The 19,816-nt window shown below is 71.0% G+C and carries 20 protein-coding genes; 9 read left to right on the top strand and 11 right to left on the bottom strand.

Annotation, left to right across the window (positions count from 1 at the left end):
- Positions 1–230: 230 nt before the first annotated feature.
- A complete protein-coding gene (locus G3573_RS02375) occupies positions 231–1,109 on the top strand; it encodes an alpha/beta hydrolase (protein WP_163259243.1) in 879 nt (292 codons plus the stop codon).
- Between the two features lie 176 nt (positions 1,110–1,285).
- Here the strand turns inward: G3573_RS02375 and G3573_RS02370 are convergent, their stop codons facing one another.
- Entirely contained in the window at positions 1,286–2,176 is an 891-nt protein-coding gene (locus G3573_RS02370) for a glycoside hydrolase family 16 protein (RefSeq protein ID WP_205598023.1), read from the bottom strand.
- 285 nt (positions 2,177–2,461) lie between these two features.
- A complete protein-coding gene (locus G3573_RS02365; protein WP_163259242.1) occupies positions 2,462–4,936 on the bottom strand; it encodes a zinc-dependent metalloprotease in 2,475 nt (824 codons plus the stop codon).
- 148 nt (positions 4,937–5,084) lie between these two features.
- On the opposite strand from G3573_RS02365, the gene G3573_RS02360 reads away from it, so the two are divergent.
- Positions 5,085–5,492, top strand: coding sequence for a hypothetical protein (locus G3573_RS02360; protein ID WP_163259241.1), 408 nt, complete (start codon positions 5,085–5,087; stop codon positions 5,490–5,492).
- 7 nt (positions 5,493–5,499) lie between these two features.
- Here G3573_RS02360 and G3573_RS02355 read toward each other — a convergent pair whose 3' ends face one another.
- Positions 5,500–6,684: an NAD(P)/FAD-dependent oxidoreductase gene (locus G3573_RS02355; RefSeq protein ID WP_163259240.1), complete on the bottom strand. Its 1,185-nt coding sequence runs from the start codon at positions 6,682–6,684 to the stop codon at positions 5,500–5,502.
- Between the two features lie 131 nt (positions 6,685–6,815).
- Here G3573_RS02355 and G3573_RS02350 point away from each other — a divergent pair, with 131 nt between their 5' ends.
- The 5 genes from G3573_RS02350 to G3573_RS02330 all read left to right on the top strand — a co-directional run bounded on the left by G3573_RS02350 (position 6,816) and on the right by G3573_RS02330 (position 10,950).
- Complete coding sequence (locus tag G3573_RS02350) at positions 6,816–7,586, top strand: hypothetical protein (RefSeq protein ID WP_163259239.1); 771 nt, start codon at positions 6,816–6,818, stop codon at positions 7,584–7,586.
- A 150-nt stretch (positions 7,587–7,736) separates the two neighbouring features.
- Positions 7,737–8,519: a hypothetical protein gene (locus tag G3573_RS02345; protein ID WP_163259238.1), complete on the top strand. Its 783-nt coding sequence runs from the start codon at positions 7,737–7,739 to the stop codon at positions 8,517–8,519.
- A gap of 49 nt (positions 8,520–8,568) precedes the next feature.
- Positions 8,569–9,318, top strand: coding sequence for a hypothetical protein (locus G3573_RS02340; protein ID WP_163259237.1), 750 nt, complete (start codon positions 8,569–8,571; stop codon positions 9,316–9,318).
- Positions 9,319–9,365: 47 nt separating this feature from the next.
- Positions 9,366–10,187 (top strand): hypothetical protein, encoded by an 822-nt coding sequence (locus tag G3573_RS02335; protein WP_163259236.1) that lies wholly within the window; start codon positions 9,366–9,368, stop codon positions 10,185–10,187.
- Positions 10,188–10,236: 49 nt separating this feature from the next.
- Positions 10,237–10,950: a hypothetical protein gene (locus G3573_RS02330; protein WP_163259235.1), complete on the top strand. Its 714-nt coding sequence runs from the start codon at positions 10,237–10,239 to the stop codon at positions 10,948–10,950.
- A gap of 7 nt (positions 10,951–10,957) precedes the next feature.
- Here G3573_RS02330 and G3573_RS02325 read toward each other — a convergent pair whose 3' ends face one another.
- The 7 genes from G3573_RS02325 to G3573_RS02295 all read right to left on the bottom strand — a co-directional run bounded on the left by G3573_RS02325 (position 10,958) and on the right by G3573_RS02295 (position 17,456).
- Positions 10,958–11,851 carry an RDD family protein gene (locus G3573_RS02325; protein WP_163259234.1) on the bottom strand — a complete coding sequence of 298 codons (894 nt, stop codon included), beginning with the start codon at positions 11,849–11,851 and terminating at the stop codon, positions 10,958–10,960.
- Positions 11,838–12,842 carry a stage II sporulation protein M gene (locus tag G3573_RS02320; RefSeq protein ID WP_163259233.1) on the bottom strand — a complete coding sequence of 335 codons (1,005 nt, stop codon included), beginning with the start codon at positions 12,840–12,842 and terminating at the stop codon, positions 11,838–11,840. Before G3573_RS02320 ends, G3573_RS02325 begins: the two co-directional genes overlap by 14 nt.
- A 10-nt stretch (positions 12,843–12,852) precedes the next feature.
- Positions 12,853–14,166: a DUF58 domain-containing protein gene (locus G3573_RS02315; RefSeq protein WP_163259232.1), complete on the bottom strand. Its 1,314-nt coding sequence runs from the start codon at positions 14,164–14,166 to the stop codon at positions 12,853–12,855.
- A 4-nt stretch (positions 14,167–14,170) separates the two neighbouring features.
- Positions 14,171–15,091: a MoxR family ATPase gene (locus G3573_RS02310; RefSeq protein ID WP_163259255.1), complete on the bottom strand. Its 921-nt coding sequence runs from the start codon at positions 15,089–15,091 to the stop codon at positions 14,171–14,173.
- 22 nt (positions 15,092–15,113) lie between these two features.
- Positions 15,114–16,373 carry a DUF4350 domain-containing protein gene (locus tag G3573_RS02305; protein WP_163259231.1) on the bottom strand — a complete coding sequence of 420 codons (1,260 nt, stop codon included), beginning with the start codon at positions 16,371–16,373 and terminating at the stop codon, positions 15,114–15,116.
- Positions 16,370–16,948, bottom strand: coding sequence for a DUF4129 domain-containing protein (locus tag G3573_RS02300; RefSeq protein WP_163259230.1), 579 nt, complete (start codon positions 16,946–16,948; stop codon positions 16,370–16,372). The genes G3573_RS02305 and G3573_RS02300 overlap by 4 nt, the downstream gene beginning before the upstream one ends.
- Positions 16,949–17,093: 145 nt before the next feature.
- On the bottom strand, positions 17,094–17,456 hold the full coding sequence (locus G3573_RS02295; RefSeq protein WP_163259229.1) for a response regulator: 363 nt from the start codon (positions 17,454–17,456) through the stop codon (positions 17,094–17,096).
- 196 nt (positions 17,457–17,652) lie between these two features.
- Between G3573_RS02295 and G3573_RS02290 the strand changes: the two genes are divergently transcribed.
- Positions 17,653–18,159, top strand: a complete 507-nt coding sequence (locus G3573_RS02290) for a DUF1993 family protein (protein WP_163259228.1) — start codon at positions 17,653–17,655, stop codon at positions 18,157–18,159.
- Positions 18,160–18,211: 52 nt separating this feature from the next.
- Here the strand turns inward: G3573_RS02290 and G3573_RS02285 are convergent, their stop codons facing one another.
- Positions 18,212–18,394: a DUF3606 domain-containing protein gene (locus G3573_RS02285; protein WP_111513858.1), complete on the bottom strand. Its 183-nt coding sequence runs from the start codon at positions 18,392–18,394 to the stop codon at positions 18,212–18,214.
- Positions 18,395–18,487: 93 nt separating this feature from the next.
- Here G3573_RS02285 and G3573_RS02280 point away from each other — a divergent pair, with 93 nt between their 5' ends.
- Positions 18,488–19,711 (top strand): TIGR03862 family flavoprotein, encoded by a 1,224-nt coding sequence (locus G3573_RS02280; protein ID WP_163259227.1) that lies wholly within the window; start codon positions 18,488–18,490, stop codon positions 19,709–19,711.
- Positions 19,712–19,816: the final 105 nt, after the last annotated feature.

Here is a 19,816-nt window from a genome sequence, read left to right as displayed (position 1 = left end):
AAGCGCTGGGGGAGGGGGACCGCGAAGCGGTGGAGGGGGCTGGGTTCGCGCGACGGCTGCCATCGCACTCCGCCGGAGCCCCCCTCGGCGGCTTGCGCCGCCTGCTCCCCCCAGCGCTCCGCTCGGGGGGAGATCGACCTCCGTTCTCCCAGCTTGACAGTTTCACTTTATGATGCAAAGTTCTTCGTCATGACGCGGACGCAGGGGCGGGCCGCGCGGGAGGAGCCCTCATGTTTCGTTTGCTGACCCTGGCGCTGGCCGCCGTCGTCGCCGTGGCCGCGCCGGCGCAGGCCAAGGCGCCGTTCAAGAGCGACCGCATCATCGTCACCACGGTCGGCCAAGGCCCCGACGTCGTGCTGATCCCGGGCCTGTCGTCCTCGCCGAAGGTGTGGGAGCAGACGGTGAAGGATCACCCGGGCTACCGGTTCCACCTGGTGCAGCTGAACGGCTTCGCCGGCGCGCCGGTGGGCGGCGCCACGACCGGCGACGTCGCCGCCCCGGCGGCCGAGGAGATCGCCCGCTACATCTCCGAACAGCACCTGAAGAAGCCGGCCGTGATCGGCCACTCCATGGGCGGCACCATGGCCATGATGGTCGCGGCCCGTCACCCCGACGAGGTCAGCAAGGTCATGGTCGTCGACATGCTGCCGTTCATGGGCGCCATGTTCGGCCCGCCCGGGTCGACGTCCGAGAGCCTGAAGCCGACCGCGGAACGGATCCGCAAGAGCATGGTCGAGGCCAACGACGCCCAGCGCGCCGCCGCCCTGAACGCCACCATCGCCGGCATGATCCGCACGGTCGACATGCGCCCCCTGGCCCTGGCCGACGCCCAGGCCAGCGATCAGGACGTTTCGGCCCGCGCCTTCGCCGAGCTGATCCTGACCGACCTGCGCCCGGAGCTGAAGTCGATCAGCGCCCCGCTGACCGTGCTGTTCGTCCGCGGCAACAACGCGCCGGTGACCGACGCGCAGATGGAGGGGTTCTACAAGGCGTCCTTCGTGAGCCTGCCGGCCGCGACCCTGAAGCGGATCCCCGACAGCGACCACTTCATCATGTTCGACCAGCCGAAGGTGTTCGCCGACGAGGTGAGCGCGTTCCTGAAAAACTGACCTTCTCCCCTTGCGGGAGAAGGTGGCGCGCGGAGCGTGCCGGATGAGGGTGTCGGCGCCGCGGTCTCGGATCGTGGCGCCGATCGCTTTTGCAGCGGCGGCCCATCCTCCCGCGCGGCCCTGCGCTCACGCTCCGGGGCGCGGGCTCCGTCCTTCTCCCGCAAGGGGAGAAGGAGCTAGCGCGCCGCTCCGCCCTTCGCCGGCTTGAACTGGTAGACGCGGATGTAGTCGATCCGCATCTGCGCCGGGAACGGCGTGCCGGCGTCCGGATCGCCCGGCCACTTGCCGCCGACGGCCAGGTTGGCCAGCAGGTACATGGGCTGGTGCATGTCGTGGGGCGTGTCGGTGCGAAACACCTCGCGGCCGTCGACGTACCAGACGATCTCCGCCGCGTCCCAGCGCACCCCGTAGGTGTGGAAGCCCTGGGAGGTGTCGGCCACCTTGGTGGCGGCGTGCTCGGTGACGTTGGCGCCCGGGCCCTTCGAATGGGTCGAGGTGTGGACCACGCCGGGCTCGTTCCCCAGCACCTCCATCACGTCGATCTCGGGCGGCCAGCCGCCGGCCTGGGGCAGCAGCCAGAAGGCCGGCCACAGGCCCTGACCGGCCGGCAGCTGGGCGCGCATTTCGAAATAGCCGTACTGCTGGCTGAAGGTGTCGCGAGTGTTGATCAGGCCCGAGGTGTAGGCGTAGCCGCCCGTCGCCGCCTTGACCTCGCGGCTCGACGGCTCGGCGGTGATGGTCAGCACGCCGTCCTTCACCGAGAACGGGTCGACCTCCAGCGGCGCCTTGGCGGCCCCGGCGAAGTCGACGTCCATGTAGACCTGCTTCTCGGCGTTGTTGGGCAGGGTTCGGGTGTCGAAGGCCCGGCCCGGCCCGAAGGTGGTGTTCCACACGCCCGCCCCGCTCCAGTCGGCCCGCCGGTCGAAGCGGTCGAACTCGTCGTCGAAGGTCAGGGTCATGCGGCTGTGGTCGACCGCGCTCTGTGCGCCGCAGCTCGAGCCGCCGGCGAGAAAAGCGGCGGCGCCGGCGAAAAGCAGGCATGCGAAACGCGTGGGGACGTCGGCCAAGCTGGAACTCCGTGGACCCCGGCTAGACCGTTGGAAGCCCCGGATCGTTCCGTCCGTAATTCGACGGGCTCCTTCTCCCCTTGTGGGAGAAGGAGGGTCCCGCGCGCCGGAGCCCGTTTGCGGGCGAAGGCCTGCGCGGGAGGATGAGGGGTCGCACGACGGAAGACGGCGGCGCCCGGACGCCGATGTGGCCGCCCGGCGCGCGACCCCTCATCCTCCCGCGCGGACCTCCGCTTGCGCTCCGGTGCGCGGGCTCCGTCCTTCTCCCACAAGGGGAGAAGGAAGTCAGAGATCCCCCATCCAGTCGGATTCGCCCGCGCCGATCGGCATGCCCGGCGGGACCGGGACGCGGGCCTTGGCCTGGTCCTTCAGCGCCGCGTCCAGCGCCTCGCGATCGGAGAGCAGGCGCGACAGGCTCTGGGCCCAGGCGCGCTCGGCCGGGTCGCCGCCGCGCTTAGCCAGCTTGCCGGCCAGCTCGTGCAGGCGCTGGTCGATCTCGGCGGCCACGCCGGCTGACAGGTCGGTGTCGCGGCTGGCGGCGGCCAGTTGGAGGGCGGCTTGGCGGGCGACGCGGCGGCGCACGTCGCCGAACCGGTGCGGTTCGCCCGACGGCGCGGCGAAGGTCGCGTCGATCAGCTTCTGGACGATCTCGTCGGCGCCGGGCGCGGCCTCGTCGCGGCGGTGCTGGTCGGCGGCGCGGTTCAGGCGTTCCGGGGCCAGCAGGGCGTTCAGCGTCTGGTTGGCGGCGGCTTCCGAGGCGGCCAGCGGGTCGAACACGCCTTCGCCCGCCGTGCGGAAGATCTCGATGTCGAACTGGCGGTCGTAGGACCCCGACCAGCCGGACGACAGCAGCGGCACGATCGCTTCCGGCACGTCCAGCGCCTCGGGCTTCAGGGTGTCGATCAGGGCGCTCAGCGCCCGGCGCTGGTCGGCGGCCGGCACGGCGCGGGCGGCCTCGCGGCCGTCGCCCTTGACCGCGTAGGCGTAGTCGATCCCGCCGACCAGCTTGGCCGCGGCCTCGACCTGATAGCGGTGCACCAGCCAGATCGGCACGAACTTGCGGCGCAAGTTGGCGGCCGGCTCGTTGGCGTGAAGGGCGTTGACGCCGAAGCGGGCCAGGGCCGCCTTGCGCACGTCCATCATGCGCGAGAGCTCGGCGGCGGCGTCCGTGCCGTCGTCCCAGATGCTGCCGTACGGCTGGCCGGTGGAGGCGGCGCGCGAGTCGGCGTCGCTGATGTAGCGCAGGCCTTCCTTCACGCCGGCCAGAGCCTTGGCCGGCTGCTGGCTCTCGGCCGTGTCGCCGTACAGCCAGTCGATGGCGAAGTCGTCCCAGCGGCCGACGCCCACGCCGTAGGCGTCCGACAGGTCGATCTCGCCGTCCTTCAGGTTCAGGCGCGGGGCGGGATAGTCCATCACCGAGAACCGGCCCTGGGTGGAGGCCGCGAAGTTGTGGGCCAGGCCGATGGCGTGGCCGGTCTCGTGGGCGGCCAGCTGGCGGATGCGGGCCAGCGACACCTGCACGGGATCATTCGGGCCGCCGGTCCCGACCTTGTCGGCGCCGACCAGGCCTTCGAAGATCAGCATGTCCTGGCGCACGCGCAGCGAGCCCAGCAGCACCGAGCCCTTGACGATCTCGCCGGTGCGCGGATCGACCAGGCTCTGGCCGTAGGACCAGCCGCGGGTGGCGCGGTTGACCCAGTTGATGACGTTGTAGCGGACGTCCAGCGGGTCGACGCCCTCGGGCAGGACCTCGACCCTGAAGGCGTCGATATAGCCCGCGTCGTCGAACGCCTTGGCCCACCAGGCCGCGCCTTCGACCAGGGCCGAGCGGATCGGCTCAGGGGCCGAGCGGTCGACGTAGAAGACGATCGGCTTCTTAACCGTGGAGCGCGCGGCCTTCGGGTCGGTCTTCTCCAGGCGGAAGCGGTTGGCGAAGTCCTGGACGATCGGCTGGCCCAGCGGGGCGGCGTAGTCCAGCACCTGGGTCGAGAAGGTGCCGGTGCGCGGGTCGAAGCGGCGCGGCTGGTAATTGTCGTCGGGCAGCTTCACCAGCGAGTGGCGCACCACCAGGGTGATCTGGCGCGGGTCGGGCGCGATGTTGCGCACCTCCGGGCCCGGCGTGTCGGAGGCGAAGGTCTGGCGCGCCTCGAACTCCAGGTTCTCGGGGAAGACCTTCACGGCGGACGGATCGGCCATGGTCAGGTCGCCGACCATCTTCCAGCCGTTCTCGCCGGCCTGCTTCAGCGTGTCGGCCACGCCCATGGCGTCGCGGTTCAGGAAACTGGAGATGTCGACCAGCAGCCGGCCGTCGGGGTTTTCCGAAACCACTTCGCCGGCCCAGATGGTGGAGTAGGCGAAGGCGTCGCGCGCGGCGGCCTGCTCGTCGGCGGGCGCATTGGCGGCGCGGAAGCGCGGGTTCTCCAGCTCGGCGACGACCTTCTTGCCGACCCGGCGGAACACCAGAACCTGGGCGTCGCTGGTCTTGGCGCGGTCCAGGCCGACCGGCGCGGAGCCCAGGCCGGTGCGCAGCGCGGTGAAGTACAGGTACCTGGCCGAAACGCCCTGGGTGTCGGGCTTGGGCAGGGACAGCAGGATCTTGCCCTGCTTGGCGTCCACGTAGACCGGCAGCAGGCCCACCTCGGCCTTCATATCCTTCACCACTTCGGCGAAGGGCTTGGGCGCGTCCGCGGCGAAGGCCGGCGCGGCCATCGACAAGGCCAGAGCGCTCGCGCACGCCGCGAGCAGGGTCTTCGTGTTCATTGGTAGGCTCCCCGACTGCGGTGACGCTAGCGAGTCGCGGGGGCGGCGTCCAATGGGGACCGTTGAAGAGCTCGCGGCTTTGCTTTTGGACAAGCTTTCGCCGGTTATAGGCGACGCTCTCGCGCAAGGTGCGCCGATTGGAACGACTATGACCGAACTGGCCTTGGTGCTAGCGGCCGCCGCTGCCGGTGCGATCTATCTCTCGATGCGTAAGGATCGCGACCGGGAAGTCCTGTATGAAACGCGCGCAGCGTTCCGAACGCATGCTGACCTCGCGGCGGCGCGCGGGAACGAGAAGGGTGCTGCAGAGCTGAACGGCTTCGCCGAGGCGATTACTGACGGGATATCAATCGCCCTAAACCCCGGACGTCCGGTTGCGGGACGAGAGCTAAAACTTGTTCAATATCGACTGGGCTGTGCGAGCGGCGAATTGGAGCGGATTGGCGTGTTTCCCGGAACCACCCGGCACGGACATGCCTACGGTGCTCTTTTGCGGCTATACGGCAAAGTGACGAAGGCAAGCGTGGCGCCCGTGAGCGGAGCCGACGCGGCTTGACCGGATTTTAAGCCGTCTGCCCGGCCACCCAGCCCGACGACCAGGCCCACTGGAAATTGTAGCCGCCCAGCCAGCCGGTGACGTCGACCACCTCGCCGACGAAATACAGGCCCGGCACGTCGCGGGCCGCCATCGTCTTGGAATCGAGGTCGCGGGTGTCGACCCCGCCCAGGGTCACTTCGGCCGTCCGATAGCCCTCCGAGCCGACCGGCTTTACCCGCCAGGCGTTCACGGCCACGGCCACCCGGCGTAGCACCTTGTCGGACAGGTCGCCGACATTGCCGGCCGCGGCGCCTTCGGTCTCGACGATGTGCTGGGCGAGGCGCCGGGGCAGGCGGTCGGACAGCACGGTGACCAGGGCCTGGCGGGCGCGCTCGCGACGCGCGGCGCGCAGCTCCTCGAACAGGTCCACGCCCGGGGCCATGTCGACGACGATTTCCTGGCCCTCGCGCCAGTAGGAGGAGATCTGCAGCACCGCCGGCCCGCTGAGGCCCCGGTGGGTGAACAGCATGGCCTCTTCGAAGCGGGTCTTGGCGCAGCCGATCACGGTTGGGTCGACCGCCACCCCGGCCAGGGGCTTGAGCCGCTCCAGCAGGCCGACCTCGAAGGTGAGGGGGACCAGCGCCGGGCGGGTCTCGACCAGGCGCAGGCCGAAGTACTGCGCCAGGTCGTAGCCGAAGCCGGTCGCGCCCATCTTCGGGATCGACTTGCCGCCGGTGGCCACCACCAGCGAGCGGCAGCGCGCCGTTCCATTCGACAGGGACACCTCGAAGCCGTCGTCGGCCTTGGCCACGCGGGTGACCGACGTGCCCAGCCGCAGCTCCACCCCGACGGCGCGCATCTCCGAGAGCATCATGTCGATGATCTGCCGGGCCGAGTCGTCGCAGAACAGCTGGCCGAGCGTCTTCTCGTGCCAGGCGATGCCGTACCGCTCGACCAGCTTGAGGAAGTCATGCTGGGTGTAGCGGCTGAGCGCCGAGATGCAGAAACGCGGGTTGGCCGACAGGAACTGGGCCGGGCTGGCGCGCAGATTGGTGAAGTTGCAGCGCCCGCCGCCGGAGATGCGGATCTTCTCACCCGGCTTGTCGGCGTGGTCGACGATCAGCACCCGCCGGCCGCGCTTGCCGGCCTCGGCCGCGCACATCATGCCGGCCGCGCCCGCGCCGATCACCACCACGTCGTAGGAAGTCAAAACGCTCGCGCCCCTGGGCATCCGGCCGGGGGAGGGCCGTATCCGTAGGTCGAGGCCCGGTCAACGGCGCGCATTAACACGCACGCTCAAGTTGCGTGCTAGTTTCGGCCCCAGTGAAGTGGGGGAATCAAATGGTTGCGGCTGAACTCTTCGCGGAAGGCCCGGCCGGGCGTTTCGACATGGCCCGGGTGGTGCGGCGCACCTTCGGGGTGATCCGGCGCAATCTGATCCCGTTCTGCGGACTGGCCGTGGTGTTCGGCGCGCTTCCCTATCTGGTCGTGACGCTGGGCGGCCAGCAAGTGCGCACCGAGGCGGCGAGCTTCACCAACGTCATGGTCAGCATCGTCGGGTGGGTGGTCACCACGGTCTGCAGCTACACCCTGCAGGCGGCGATCATCTACTGCACCGTCAAGGATCTGAACGGAAAGAAGCCCTCGCTCGAGGCGGCCTTGCAGGTCGGCCTGCGCAACTTCCTGGCCCTGTTCGGCCTGGCGATCGTGATGGGCCTGGGGCTCGGGCTGGCCTTCGTGCTGCTGATCGTTCCGGGCTGCATGCTGATGGCCGCCTGGGCGGTGGCCGTCCCCGCCGTGGTGATGGAGAACAAGGGCGTCGGCGAGAGCCTGTCGCGCAGCAGCCGTCTGACCAAGGGCAGCCGCTGGCCGGTGTTCGGCCTGATTGCCGTCTATTCGATCGTGGTCATCGGCCTGTCGATGGGGCTCGCCGCTGGCGGCGTGGTTTCGGGCCAGACCGCTGGCGTGACAGTCGTCCAGGCGCTGGTCATGGCGGCGATCACGGTCGTCACCTCGGTGGTCGGCTCGGCCGGGGGCGCGGCGATCTACTGCGAACTGCGGGCGGTCAAGGAAGGCGTGGGCGTCGAAGCCCTGGCCTCGGTGTTCGATTGACGAGGCCTGCGCCGGCGCGGTCTTCGGCCGTGTTCGGCGCATTTCCGTCGCTGAGCGGGCTGTCCGCCACGGGGGCGATCTAAGACGACTGGGTTTGGTGTTTCCCGCGCCGGCGTCGGGCCGGTGCAGTTGTGATCACGGGGGATTGAGATGGTGGCTGTTACAGCAGACGGCGTCGGGCGCTTCGACATGGGGCGGGTGGTGCAACGGACCTTCGGGGTCCTGGGCCGCAACGCCCAGACCTTCGGCGCCCTGGCGGTCCTGCTTTCGGGCCTGCCGCAGGTGTTGCTCTACTGGGGCGCCGGGTCCATGGGCCTCAGCGCGGCGAGCGGCGCTCCGAACTTCGCGAGTTTCCCGCTGATGGCGCTCGGCGGCCTGGCCATGTTCGTGGGCACCTTCGTCCTGCAGGCGGCGCTCACCCACGGGACGGTGGCCGATCTGAACGGCAAGCGCGTCACCTTCGGCTCGGCCCTGTCGACCGGCGGGCGCTTCATGCTGCCGCTGCTGGGCCTGGGCATCCTCATGGGTCTGGCCTTCATGGTCGGCTACCTGCTGCTGATCGTTCCGGGGATCATGTTGTCGGTGGCCTGGGCCGTCGCCGCCCCGGTGCTGGTCGTCGAACAGCGCGGCGTGACCGAAACCTTCGGGCGCAGCGCCGACCTGACGCGCGGAAACCGCTGGGCCATCTTCGGCCTGGGGGTCGCTTATCTGGTCGTCACCTGGCTCGTCGGCGCGATGCTCGGCGGCGTGGCGGGCGTGATCGGCATGATCGGCGGCCCGACCGGCCAGGTCCTCGGCTCGGCGCTCGGCCAGGGCGTGGCCAGCGTGTTCACCAGCCTGGTCGGCACTGCGGGGATCGCGGCGATCTACTACGAACTGCGCTCCGCCAAGGAAGGCGTGGGCGTCGAGGCCCTGGCCTCGGTGTTCGACTGACGCGAAGCGCCGGCCTTCGGGCCGGCGTTTTTCTTATCGGGTAAGCTTGATGGTTGCAGTGACGGCGGGCCCGGCGGCCTCGTTCGAGGTCGGCCGGGTCGTGACGCGAACGCTGGGCGTCTTGGTCCGCAGGCCGGCGATCTGGCTTGCGGCGCTCGTGTTTCTGGGCGCGCCGCAGGCGGCCGGGGTCTGGCTGCTGTTCTATAGCGACCTGGAGACCGGGAGCGGGGGCTGGTGGGCGGCCTGCCTGGCCCTGGTCGCCGCCTGGTTCGTGGGCCTCGCCCTGATGCAGGGGATCGCCATCCATTCCACCATCGGGACCCTGAACGGCAAGCGGCCGCGCGGGGCGTTCAAGGCTGCGCTAGCGGTCTTCGCGCCGCTGACCGGCTTCCTGGTCCTGGCGGGCCTGGCCCAGGCGGCCGGCGCGGTCCTGCTCCTCGTTCCGGGGCTGATGATGCTGACGGCCTGGGCGGTCGGCGGGCCGGCCCTGATGGTCGAGGGACGCGGCGTGATCGAAGCCTTCCAGCGCAGCGCGGAGCTGACCCGCGGCCATCGCTGGGAGATCCTCGGCCTGGTCGTGGTCCAGATCATTCTGGAGCGCGGGGGCATGTGGGTGTTCGGCCGGCTCGCGGAGCAGGCCCCGGACGCCGCCTATCTGCTCGCGGTCGTCTGCGCCAAGGGCGTGACCCCGGCGCTCGCCGGCGTGGTCGGGGCCGTCGGAGCCGCGACGCTCTACTACGAACTGCGCGCCGCCAAGGAAGGGCTGGGCGAGGGGCCGCTGGCGGCGGTGTTCGACTGAAGGGACGGCCTGCGGGCCGGCGTAATTCATTCTGGGGGGAATGAACGATGGTTGCTGTCGAGATCGAGGACACGGAAGCGCCGACGCGCTTCGACATGATGCGGGTGGTGAGGCGCACCCTGGGGCTGCTGAGGCGCAACCTCGCCGTCTTCCTCTGGTTCGGCTTCGTGTTCGCGGCCCTGCCGCAGGCGGCGATGTACTGGGGGATGAGCACGTTCGGCATCTCGGCGGCGCTCGGCGTTTCAGGCGCGCCCGCGGTGATCGCCTTCGCGCTTGGCGCGGTCGGCAGCGTGCTGGGCTGGGCGGTGCTGCAGGCGGCCCTGATCTACGCCGCGATCGGCGACCTGAACGGCCGGCGCACCAGCCTGGACGTGCTGCTGTACGCGGGCCTGCGCTTCGTCTTCCCGCTGGTCGGCCTGGGCGTCCTGATGACCCTGGCTCTCGCGGCCGGCGCCGTGCTGCTGATCGCGCCGGCCCTGTTCCTGGCCACGATCTGGATCGCCGCGGCGCCGATGCTGGTGATCGAGCGGCTCGATGCGGTCGAGTGCCTGAGGCGCAGCGCCCGGCTCACCAAGGGCCGTCGCTGGCCCGTGTTCGGCCTCGTGATCGCCGGCCTGCTGATCAGCTGGGTCCTGCGCGAGGCGGCGAGCCGGCTGGGCCTGGCCGCCGCCTACGCGGGGCTGGACACGAGCATGAACATGCTGGGGAGCTCCATTCCCCAGAACCCCGGCCTGCTGACCCTGGCCGCCGCAGGCTCGCGGTCGCTCGTGGGCGCGGTGATGTCGCTGATCACCGGGCTCGGCGTCGCGTCGATCTACTGGGAGCTGAAGGCGACCAGGACCACGCCGGTCGACGACACGTTCGACTGAGGGAGCGACCGGGGTGGCTATAGCGACGGCGCCCGTGGGGCGGTTCGAGATGGCGCGCGTCGTGCGCCGGGTGTTCGGGGCGCTCCGGCGGAATTGCGTGACTTTCGCCGTCCTCACGGCGGCTTTGGGCTTTGCGCCGCGCGCCCTGTTCGGCGTCGGTTTCCGATACGCGTACTCGGTGTCGCCCGGGGCGGCTGTCCCGTATGTCTTCGTGGCCGCAGGCGCGATCCTCGTGAGCGCGTGCTTGCTGCAGGCCACGATCGTTTACGGTGCAGTGCGCGACCTCCAGGGGCAGCGCGCGTCGCTCGCCCGATGCCTCACGGAGGGCTTCGCCCGTCTCCTCCCGCTTCTCGGGCTCTCTCTTATCTTAGCCTTGGCGCTGATCCTGGGTGGCCTGCTTATGGTCGTCCCCGGGCTGGTCCTAGCCGTTCTGTGGGTGGCCGCGGCGCCAGCCCTCGTCATCGAACGGCGAGGGGTTTTCGCGAGCTTCCAGCGGAGCGTTCGGCTCACGCGGGGGAACCGCTGGCCGGTTTTCGGCCTGCTTGCGGCCTTTTCCCTGATGGGGCTCGTCTGCTGGTTCGGACTGATCGTGGGCGCAGTGGCGACGGGCGCGACTTGGGGCTACGTGCGGGTCGCTATCGCCGCCTTCTCCATGGCGGGTGTGACTCTGGTCAGCTCCGTCGTCGTCGCGACGATCTATTACGAGCTCAGAACCGCCTGGGAAGGCGAAGGCGCCGAGACGCTCGCCGCCGCGTTCGACTGAGGCCGCCTCAGCTCTTGTCGTGCTTGTCGGCGCGGCGCTTGCCCATCAGCAGGCGCGCCTCCAGCCGGCCGCGCAGGGCGGCGTAGTAGGCGTTCAGGAAGTCCTCGGCGTCCTCGTTGGGCGCGGCCACCCACTCGATCTTGCGGCGGATGCGGTCGGCCACCTCTGACATGGTGGCGCGGTGGCGCACGCGCAGGACGTCCTCCAGCACGTGCAGCTCCTTCACCCCGTAGGCGTCCAGCTGGGCCGGGCTGAAGGCGAAGCGCTTCAGGCGCAGGGCGGCGTCGTCGGCGAGGTCCTGCTCCAGCTTGCGCTTGGGCGTGCGCACCACCCAGGTGCCGCCCACCAGGTCGCCGCAGCGCAGGCGGTCGCGGTTGAACAGCGGCATGAAGACGAAGATGCAGCTCCAGATCAGGGCCAGCAGCCACATCCAGCCCTCGACGTCGCCGTTCTGGGCCTGGGCGGCCAGCACCGACATGGGCAGGAACACCTCCAGTTCGCGCAGCGCGTTGCGGGCGAAGACGGCGTCGGCGGTCAGCCGGCCGCCGTCGCGCGCGGCCACGCGCAGGCCCATGATCCGCTTGCCGGGCGTGGCGGCCCGGGGCGTCAGCTCGAAGGCCAGGAAGTAGGCGTTGCGGAGCAGGAAGAAGCCCAGCAGCCAGACGATCAGGGCGATCTCCGCGCCGGCCTCCTTGAAGCCGGAGGCGATTGCCGCGCCGATCGCGGCGATGGACACGACGATCAGGGCCAGGACGATGAACGCGCCGTCCAGCAGGAAGGCGGCCGCGCGCTGGCCGGCGTCGCCCAGCTGAAGCCGAAGATCGACGCCTTCGGGCGTGATCAGCTCGCGCACCAGCGGCGCGTCGCCGCTCCTTCTGCGGACGGCCTCAGCGCGCGCCATCGAGCGCCTCCCGGCGACGCGGCCAGTAGAAGTAGAGGCCCCACATTACCGCCGTGCCGGCGGCTATGGCGTAGCGGGCCAGGTCCAGGGTGATCAGCTGCCGGCCGAAGCCTTCAAGCATGCCGGCGACGAACAGCATGGCCACCACGCCGCCCATGGCCACGCCCGCGGTCTTGCCGGCCGCGGCCGCCGCTTCCAGCCGCGGTCGCTCGCCCGGGAAGGCGACGGCCCAGCCGATGCGGATGCCGGCGGCGCCCGCCAGCACGATGGCGAACAGCTCGGTCACCCCGTGGATGGCCAGCCAGCCGACCGCCTCGAAGCCCAGGCCGCGATTGACGAACAGCCAGACGAAGGCGCCCAGCGTCGCGCCCTGGTAGGCGACCAGCAGGGCTGAGGGCAGGCAGAAGGCGAAACCCAGCGCGAAGGCCAGCAGGGCCACCTGGGCGTTGTGGGTGAACAGGAAGGTCGCGAACACCGACAGGCCGTTGTGGTCGGCGCCGTACAGGGTGGCGCGCAGCGACTCCGTCGAGGCGGTCGGATCGCGCCCGCCAGACATCTCGGCCGGGATGAACGAGTAGAACCAGTCCGGGTCCTGGCCGGTCAGCACGTAGCCGGCGATCACCCCGATGGCCAACAGGGCGAAGGAGGCCAGGGTCTCGCGCCACAGGCCGGCGATGGTCTGCGGCCAGTCCCGGGCGAAGAAGCCCTGCAGCCGCGAGCCCAGGGTGGAGCGTGCGCCGTAGACGAAGAAGTAGGCCCGGGTGGAGAGGTTCTCGAGGTACTCCACCAGACCGCGGTCCAGCGAGGTGGCGCGGGCCACCGACAGCGAGGACAGGGCCGAGCGGTAGAGCACCGGCATGGCCAGGATCTCTTCGTCGGTCAGGGCGCTGGCCGACTGGCTCTCCGCCTTGCGCAGCAGGGCTTCGAGACGACGCCAGTCGTCCTCGCGCTCGACGCGGAAGCGCCAGCTCTTCAGCTGCAGCTCGGCCACGGCGTCCTCCTCACAGCAGGTCCCTGCGCTTCAGGTCCAGGTAGGCGTTCAGCAGCGCCGGCCCGACCCGCTCGACCGGGGCGTCGACGACGTGCACGCCCATGCGGCGCAGGCGCGCGATCACCTTGTCGCGCTCGTGCAGCAGGGCGGCGGCGGTGACGGCGCGCGAGACGTCCTCCGGCTCGTGCGGCTCGGCGCGGGCCAGGGCTTCCAGCTCCTCGTCGCGCAGCACCACGAACAGCACCAGGTGCCGGCGCAGCAGCCGCGCGATGTTCTCGATCATCAGCTCGGCGCTGGTGGCGTCGGCGAAGTCGGTGAACACCACGACCAGCGAGCGGCGCTCCAGCGAGCCGGAGAGGGCGGTGAGGCCCAGGGTGTAGTTGGTCTCCTCGGCCGAGTAGTCGAGCTTGGCGGCCATCCGCTGCAGCAGCGGGAAGGCGCCCACGCCCGCCACCGCGCCGGTCGTCAGCCGCGGCTTGGCGTCGAAGGCGTGCAGGCCGGCGCGGTCGCCCATGCGCAGGCTGACATAGGCCAGCAGCAGGGCAGCGTTCAGCGCCCGGTCGATGCGCGGCAGGCCGGCCAGCGGCTCGCACATCAGCCGGCCGGTATCCAGCGCGACGACGATGTGGTGGTTGCGCTCGGTGCGGAATTCCTTGGCCAGCAGGGCCGAGTGGCGGGCCGACTGCTTCCAGTCGACGGCGCGGCGGTCCATGCCGGTCTGGAAGTCGCGAAGCGCGTGGAATTCGGCGCCGTCGCCGGTGTCGATCTGCACCTTCACGCCGAACATGGCGTCGCGGGCGAACAGGCGCACGGCCTCGTTCTTCACGCCCTGGACGTCCGGGGTGACCGGCACGACGGCGTCGATGGTCTCGGCGGTCTGCTTCCAGACCAGGCCCAGCGGCCCGCGCCAGCGCACCCACAGCTTCTGCATGACCGCCTCGCCGCGACGGGCGGGGGCCAGTTCGAACGCGCCGCGGGCTGCGCGCTCGTTCACTTCGGCGGTCAGGCGCCCGGGCCGCGCGCCCAGCCGCGGATCGGCTTCCAGCGCCAGCTCCACCGACCGAGGCGCAGGACCCTTGGCGAAGCGGGCGGCCACCGGCAGGGGCTCGGTCGTGCCCACCCCGACGTTGGTGGGCGCAGCCAGCTCCAGGGCCAGCGCCCCGCGCCGGGCCGACAGGGCGGCGTCGGCCAGCAGCAGGCCCGCCATCAGCGCGATCCAGCCCGGCCCGATCAGCCAGAAGCCAGGCGCCATCACGCCCAGCAGCATGGCTGCGGGCGCGCCGACGGCGGCCAGGATGACGGCGCGGCGGGTGGGGTAGATCACGAGATCACCGGGGCGCGGCGACCTGCTCGACCAGGGCGGCGATGGCCTGGTCGACCTTGCGGCCCTCGATCTCGGCGGCGGGCGACAGGATCACCCGGTGGCGCAGCGCCGGCAGGGCCAGGGCCTTCACGTCGTCGGGAAGGACGTAGTCGCGGCCCTGCAGGGCGGCGCGGGCACGGGCGCCCACGGCCAGCATGGCGGCGGCGCGCGGCGAGGCGCCGGATTCCAGGTCGGCGCTCTCGCGGGTGGCGCGCACCAGGTCGACGACATAGCCGACCACCTCGTCGGTCAGCCGCACCTCGGCGACGGCCCGCACGGCCACGGCCAGGTCGGCGGCGCTGACCACGGGCGCGACGCCCAGCGCGACGGGATCGGGCGAGCCCGAGCGGGCGCCGTGGGCGGCGACGATGGCGCGCTCTTCCTCAGCCCCCGGATAGGCCAGGGTCTGCTTGAACAGGAAGCGGTCCAGCTGGGCCTCGGGCAGGGGATAGGTGCCCTGCTGCTCGATCGGGTTCTGGGTGGCGATGACGGTGAAGCGCTCGCTCAGCCGGTGCCCCTGGCCGTCGATGGTGACGGTGCGCTCCTGCATGGCTTCCAGCAGGGCGGCCTGGGTCTTGGGCGGCGTGCGGTTGATCTCGTCGGCCAGCAGCAGGTCGCAGAACACCGGACCCCGGGTCAGGGTGAAGGTGCTGGTCTGGAAGTTGAACAGGTTGGTGCCGATGATGTCGCCCGGCATCAGGTCCGGCGTGAACTGGATGCGGCCGTAGGCCAGGCCCAGCGTGCGCGCGAAGCTCTGCGCGAGCAGCGTCTTGGCGGTCCCGGGCGGGCCTTCCAGCATGACGTGGCCGCCGGCGAACAGGGCCGTCAGCATCAGGTCCACGGTGTCGGTCTGCCCGACCACGGCCTTGGCGATCTCGGCGCGCATGCGGCCGGCCAGGTCCTTCACGTCAGCGACGTTCACGCGTCATCTCCAGTCTCCAGAGGTGCAGTTTGCGGGCGACCCGCATCAGATCGGCCGGCGTGCGCGCCGCGCGCGCCTCGGCCGCCAGTTCGGTGTAGCCGTGGGTCGCCCCGCCCAGCTTGCTCAGCCGGTCGAGGAAGGCGTCCAGTTCGTCGCCGCTCAGGTTTCGCGGCGCGCCGACCGCGCGCACCACGGCGGCGCGGACCAGCAACGCATAGGGTCCGGCCATGCGGTGCTCGCGCTTGGCCATGCGCACCAGGGCGGCGGTGTTGTCGGCGAGCGCCTGCTTGCCCAGCGCCAGGGAGCGGCCGGCGACCCGCAGCGGGCCGAAGCGGGCGAAGGCCTGCAGCGACACCAGCAAGGCGACGGCCAGCGCGCTCAGGGTGACGCCCAGGAACGGCGGCTCCAGCGCCAGGCGCAGGACGCTGCGCGGCCGCTTGAAGCCGTGCAGGGTGGCGTCGAACACGACCGGACCGCCGTCGCCGTCGCGCAAGTAGTCGATCATCGACATCGCCTGGCGGGCGGTGGCCAGATCGCGCAGGCCGTGGGTGTTCAGCAGGTCGGGATCGGCCAGGACGTAGACGCCCTTCTTCGCCTGCCAGGCCAGCACGGTGCGGCCGGTCTCGTCCACCAGCACCGGTTGCCAGCCAGCCCCGGAGAGGGTCTGCAGGTCCTCGATCTCGCCCAGCGGCGCGCCCAGGGCGTGGCCGGGTTCGCCCAGTCGGGGGTGGGCCTTGCCCTTGCGGCGTTCGACCTTGCTGGCGGGCGCCAGGCCGTTCAGCAGGCGCTTGGTCAGGACGCCGGGGTCGATCTTCTCGACGGCGCGCACCCAGCCCCGGTGCAGCGGTTCCGGCGCGGTGCGCCACTTCGGCAGCACGACCAGCACGGTGCCGTCATAGCTGATCTCGTCCAGCGCCTTGGCGTCGTGCGCCTCGGTCGGGGTGAGGATCAGCAGGCCCTCGGCGTCGTCGGGGAGCGGACCGCGGCTGACCACGACCGGCTCGCCGCGCAGGCGCAGCATCTTCACCGCTCCGGCGTAACCGACCGCCGAGGTCGACAGGGCGTGCGCGCCGCCGTCGTCGCCCTTGCGCAGGTCCGGCGCATAGGCCGACAGCACGCCGAGGGCCGACAGGCTGAAGACCCCGACCAGCACCAGCCACAGCACGGTGACCGGCGAGAAGGCGCCGCGGGGGCCCGAAGATTTGGGGGCCGCGACGCCCGGCGTGTTCACGACCGCCTCGCTCATGCGCTCCACCCTCCGGGCAGGGCGAAGGCCTCGTAGGCCTGGCGGCAGTCGGCGAAGGTCTCGGCGTCGACGGGACGGCCGCCGAAGAAGCTGCGCTCGACCGCTTCGCCGATCTTGGCGAAGGCCGGGCGGGCGGAGGCGGGCAGGGCGTCCAGCGCGGCGATGTCCCGGGTGGTCTGGGCCGGCTTCACCGCATGCGGGCGGCGGCCCTGGATGTCTTCGATGCTGCGGAACAGCAGCAGGCGCACGGCTTCCGCGAACCGGCCCTCGCCGGCCAGCCGGTCGGCGTCCTCAAGCAGGGTGCGCGCCACGGCGGCGTCCGGGCGCCATTCGACGGCGGGCTCGCCCTTGTTCAGGACCAGGACCTTGCCCCGGCCGCCCCAGTGCAGGCGGATCAGCTCGCGGCCGACGAAGTACAGGATCAGGCCGAGCCCGACCGCCAGGCCGACGTAGAACACCACCTTCAGCACGGGCGCGAGCGCGCGCAGGGCCTCGGCCACCCACTGCAGCCAGTCGGGGACCTTGGGCGGCTCGAACCCTTTCAGGTCGAACTGCAGCGATTTGTCGGCGAGCATCTGTTCATGGGCCCGCGCGACCGCGTCCCCCTGAACTCCGCCCTGACTGACCTGAGACGCCGACGCCACGATTCACTGTCCCCCGCGGCCCGCTGATAGCACACGCGCACGTTGCGCTACAGTTAAGCTTCGCGGCGGAGGTGGATCAGGCGGCGCCGATGCGGGCGGCGACTGCGGCGGTCAGTTCCTCGACGTCGAAGGGCTTTTCGAACACGGCGTCGAACAGGTCGTGGCGGCCGCGCGCGAGGAAGGCCTGGGCGCCGCTGAGCAGGATGATCGGCAGGGCGATGTGCTGCGGGTCGGAGCGGACCGCGACGGCCAGCTCCTGGCCGTTCATCAACGGCATCATGTAGTCGGTGACGATCAGGTCCGGGCGCTCGGCCGCCAGCACGTCCATGGCCTTGATGCCGTGGGCGGCGCGCAGCACGCGGTAGCCGGCCTCCTCAAGGGCGGCGGCGATCAGATCGAGGATCAGGGCCTCGTCGTCGACGACGAGCACCGTCTTCACTGCGCACTCAGGCACGTCAGCCTCACTGTCCGGCCGTGCGGACGCCCCAGACGTCTCGGCCGGTTTGCTCATAATGACACAGTCGGACGTCCAGCGGAGCCCCCGCGCCGCAGCTTGTGATCAAAGGTAACCGTCGCGGGCGGCGTGAGCGCCCTGTAGAACGGCCGGGCGAGTCGTTCGGACTTTCGGAGCTCCCATGTCCCTTTCCATGCATCAGGCCTCTGCGCCCGTCTTCATCCAGGGGCTGAAGGGCCTCGCCGGCGTGCTCGACAAGGCCGCCGCCCACGCCGCCGCGCGCAACATCGAGCCGTCGGTCCTGCTGCAGTCGCGGCTGTTCCCCGACATGTTCCCGCTGACCCGCCAGGTGCAGATCGCCGCCGACTTCGCCAAGGGCTGCGTCGCGCGCCTGGCCGGCCAGGAGCCGCCGGCCTACGAGGACAATGAAGCCAGCTTCGACGAGCTGAAGGCGCGCATCGCCAAGACGATCGCCTTCCTCGAGAGCATCCCGGCCGCCGACGTCGACGGCTCGGAGGATCGCGACATCACCCTGGTGCGCCGCGGCCAGACCAGCGTGGTGAAGGGCCAGACCTACCTGCTGATGCAGGCGCTGCCGAACTTCTATTTCCACTGCACGACCGCCTACGCGATCCTGCGCCACAACGGCGTGGAAGTCGGCAAGAAGGACTTCCTGGGCGTCGCCTGATCCGCTGGCGCGGGGCGGCGACCGGATCGCCGCTCCAACGCTGCATGGCCGCCTAGCGCTTCTTGCCCAGCTCGGCGGCGATGTCCTTGGTCAGGCGGCCGACCTTGCGGTGCGCGGCGGTGATCTGCTCGCGGGTCACGCCCCAGCGTTTCATCCAGTATTCGACGGCCTGGCGTTCCGACAGGTCGAGCCGTTCCTTGTCGATGAACCCACGCTTGTCCTTCAGCCCCGCCATCTTCGCCTCCAGACCGGTTTCGGTCCGCGCATGCGCACCGTCGCGCCACCTACTGCGATCGGGCGGGCGGGTCCAGACGCGTAGGGCGCTCGCATGAGCGATCGCCCGCTTTCCGTCGCCGTGATCGGAGCCGGGCCGGCCGGCCTGATCGCGGCCGAGATTCTGGCTGCGGCCGGGGCGCGCGTGACCGTGTTCGAGCGCATGCCGACGCCCGGCCGCAAGTTGCTGATGGCCGGCCGCGGCGGGCTGAACCTCACTCACTCCGAGCCGTTCGAGGCCTTCGTCGGCCGCTACGGTCCCGCGGCCGAACGGCTCCGCCCCATGCTGGAGGCGTTCGCCCCGGCCGACCTGGTCGCCTGGGCGGAGGGACTGGGCCAGTCCACCTTCGTGGGCAGCAGCGGGCGGGTGTTTCCCAAGGCGCTGAAGGCCTCGCCGCTGCTGCGGGCCTGGCTGGCGCGGCTGGCGGGGTTGGGCGTGGAGATCCGCACCCGGCGCGAGTGGCTGGGCTGGGACGCCGACGGCGCGCTCAGCTTCCGCACCGAGACCGGCGAGGTCGAGACGGTCCGGCCGGACGCGACCATCCTGGCGCTGGGCGGGGCCAGCTGGCCGGGCCTGGGTTCGAACGGCGCGTGGGCGCCGATGCTTGCCGCGCGCGGGGTGGCGGTTGCGCCGTTCCGACCGGCCAACAGCGGCTTCGACGTGGCCTGGAGCCCGATGTTCAGGGACCGCTTCGCCGGCGAGCCGCTGAAGAACGTCGCCCTGTCCTTCGGCGGACGCACGGTGAAGGGCGAGGCCATGCTGGCCCGCTACGGGATCGAGGGCGGGGCGATCTACGCCCTGTCGTCGACCCTGCGCGACGCGGTCGAGCGCGACGGGCGGGCGGTGCTGGAGATCGATCTGCGCCCCGACCTGCCGCTGGACCGCCTGGCCGCGCAGTTGGCCCGTCCGCGCGCCGGCCAGTCCATGTCGAACTTCCTGCGCAAGGCGGCGCACCTGTCGCCGGCGGCGGCCAACCTGCTGCGCGAGGCGGGCGAGCTGCCGGCCGATCCGAGCGAGCTGGCGCGCCGGATCAAGGCCGCGCCTGTCGTCCTGACCGGCGTACAGGGCCTGGACCGCGCCATCTCCAGCGCCGGCGGCGTCGACCTGTCGGCGGTGGACGAGGACCTCGCCGTGCGCGGTTTGGCGAACGTCTATGCGGCGGGCGAGATGCTGGACTGGGAGGCCCCGACCGGCGGCTACCTTCTGCAGGCGAGCTTTGCGACGGGCGTGTGGGCGGCGCAGGCGGTGCTCAACCAACACCCGTCATCCCGGCCGTAGCGAAGCGGAGAGCCGGGACCCAGCAAGCGCTACGCTTATTGCAGACCTTCGCGGCGTTCAGGTCGAGCTTGCTGGGTCCCGGATAAGCGCTGCGCGCTTTCCGGG

The organism is Caulobacter sp. 17J65-9 (assembly GCF_010975005.1).
GTDB lineage: Bacteria > Pseudomonadota > Alphaproteobacteria > Caulobacterales > Caulobacteraceae > 17J80-11.
This window is presented reverse-complemented; position numbering and strand designations above follow the sequence as displayed.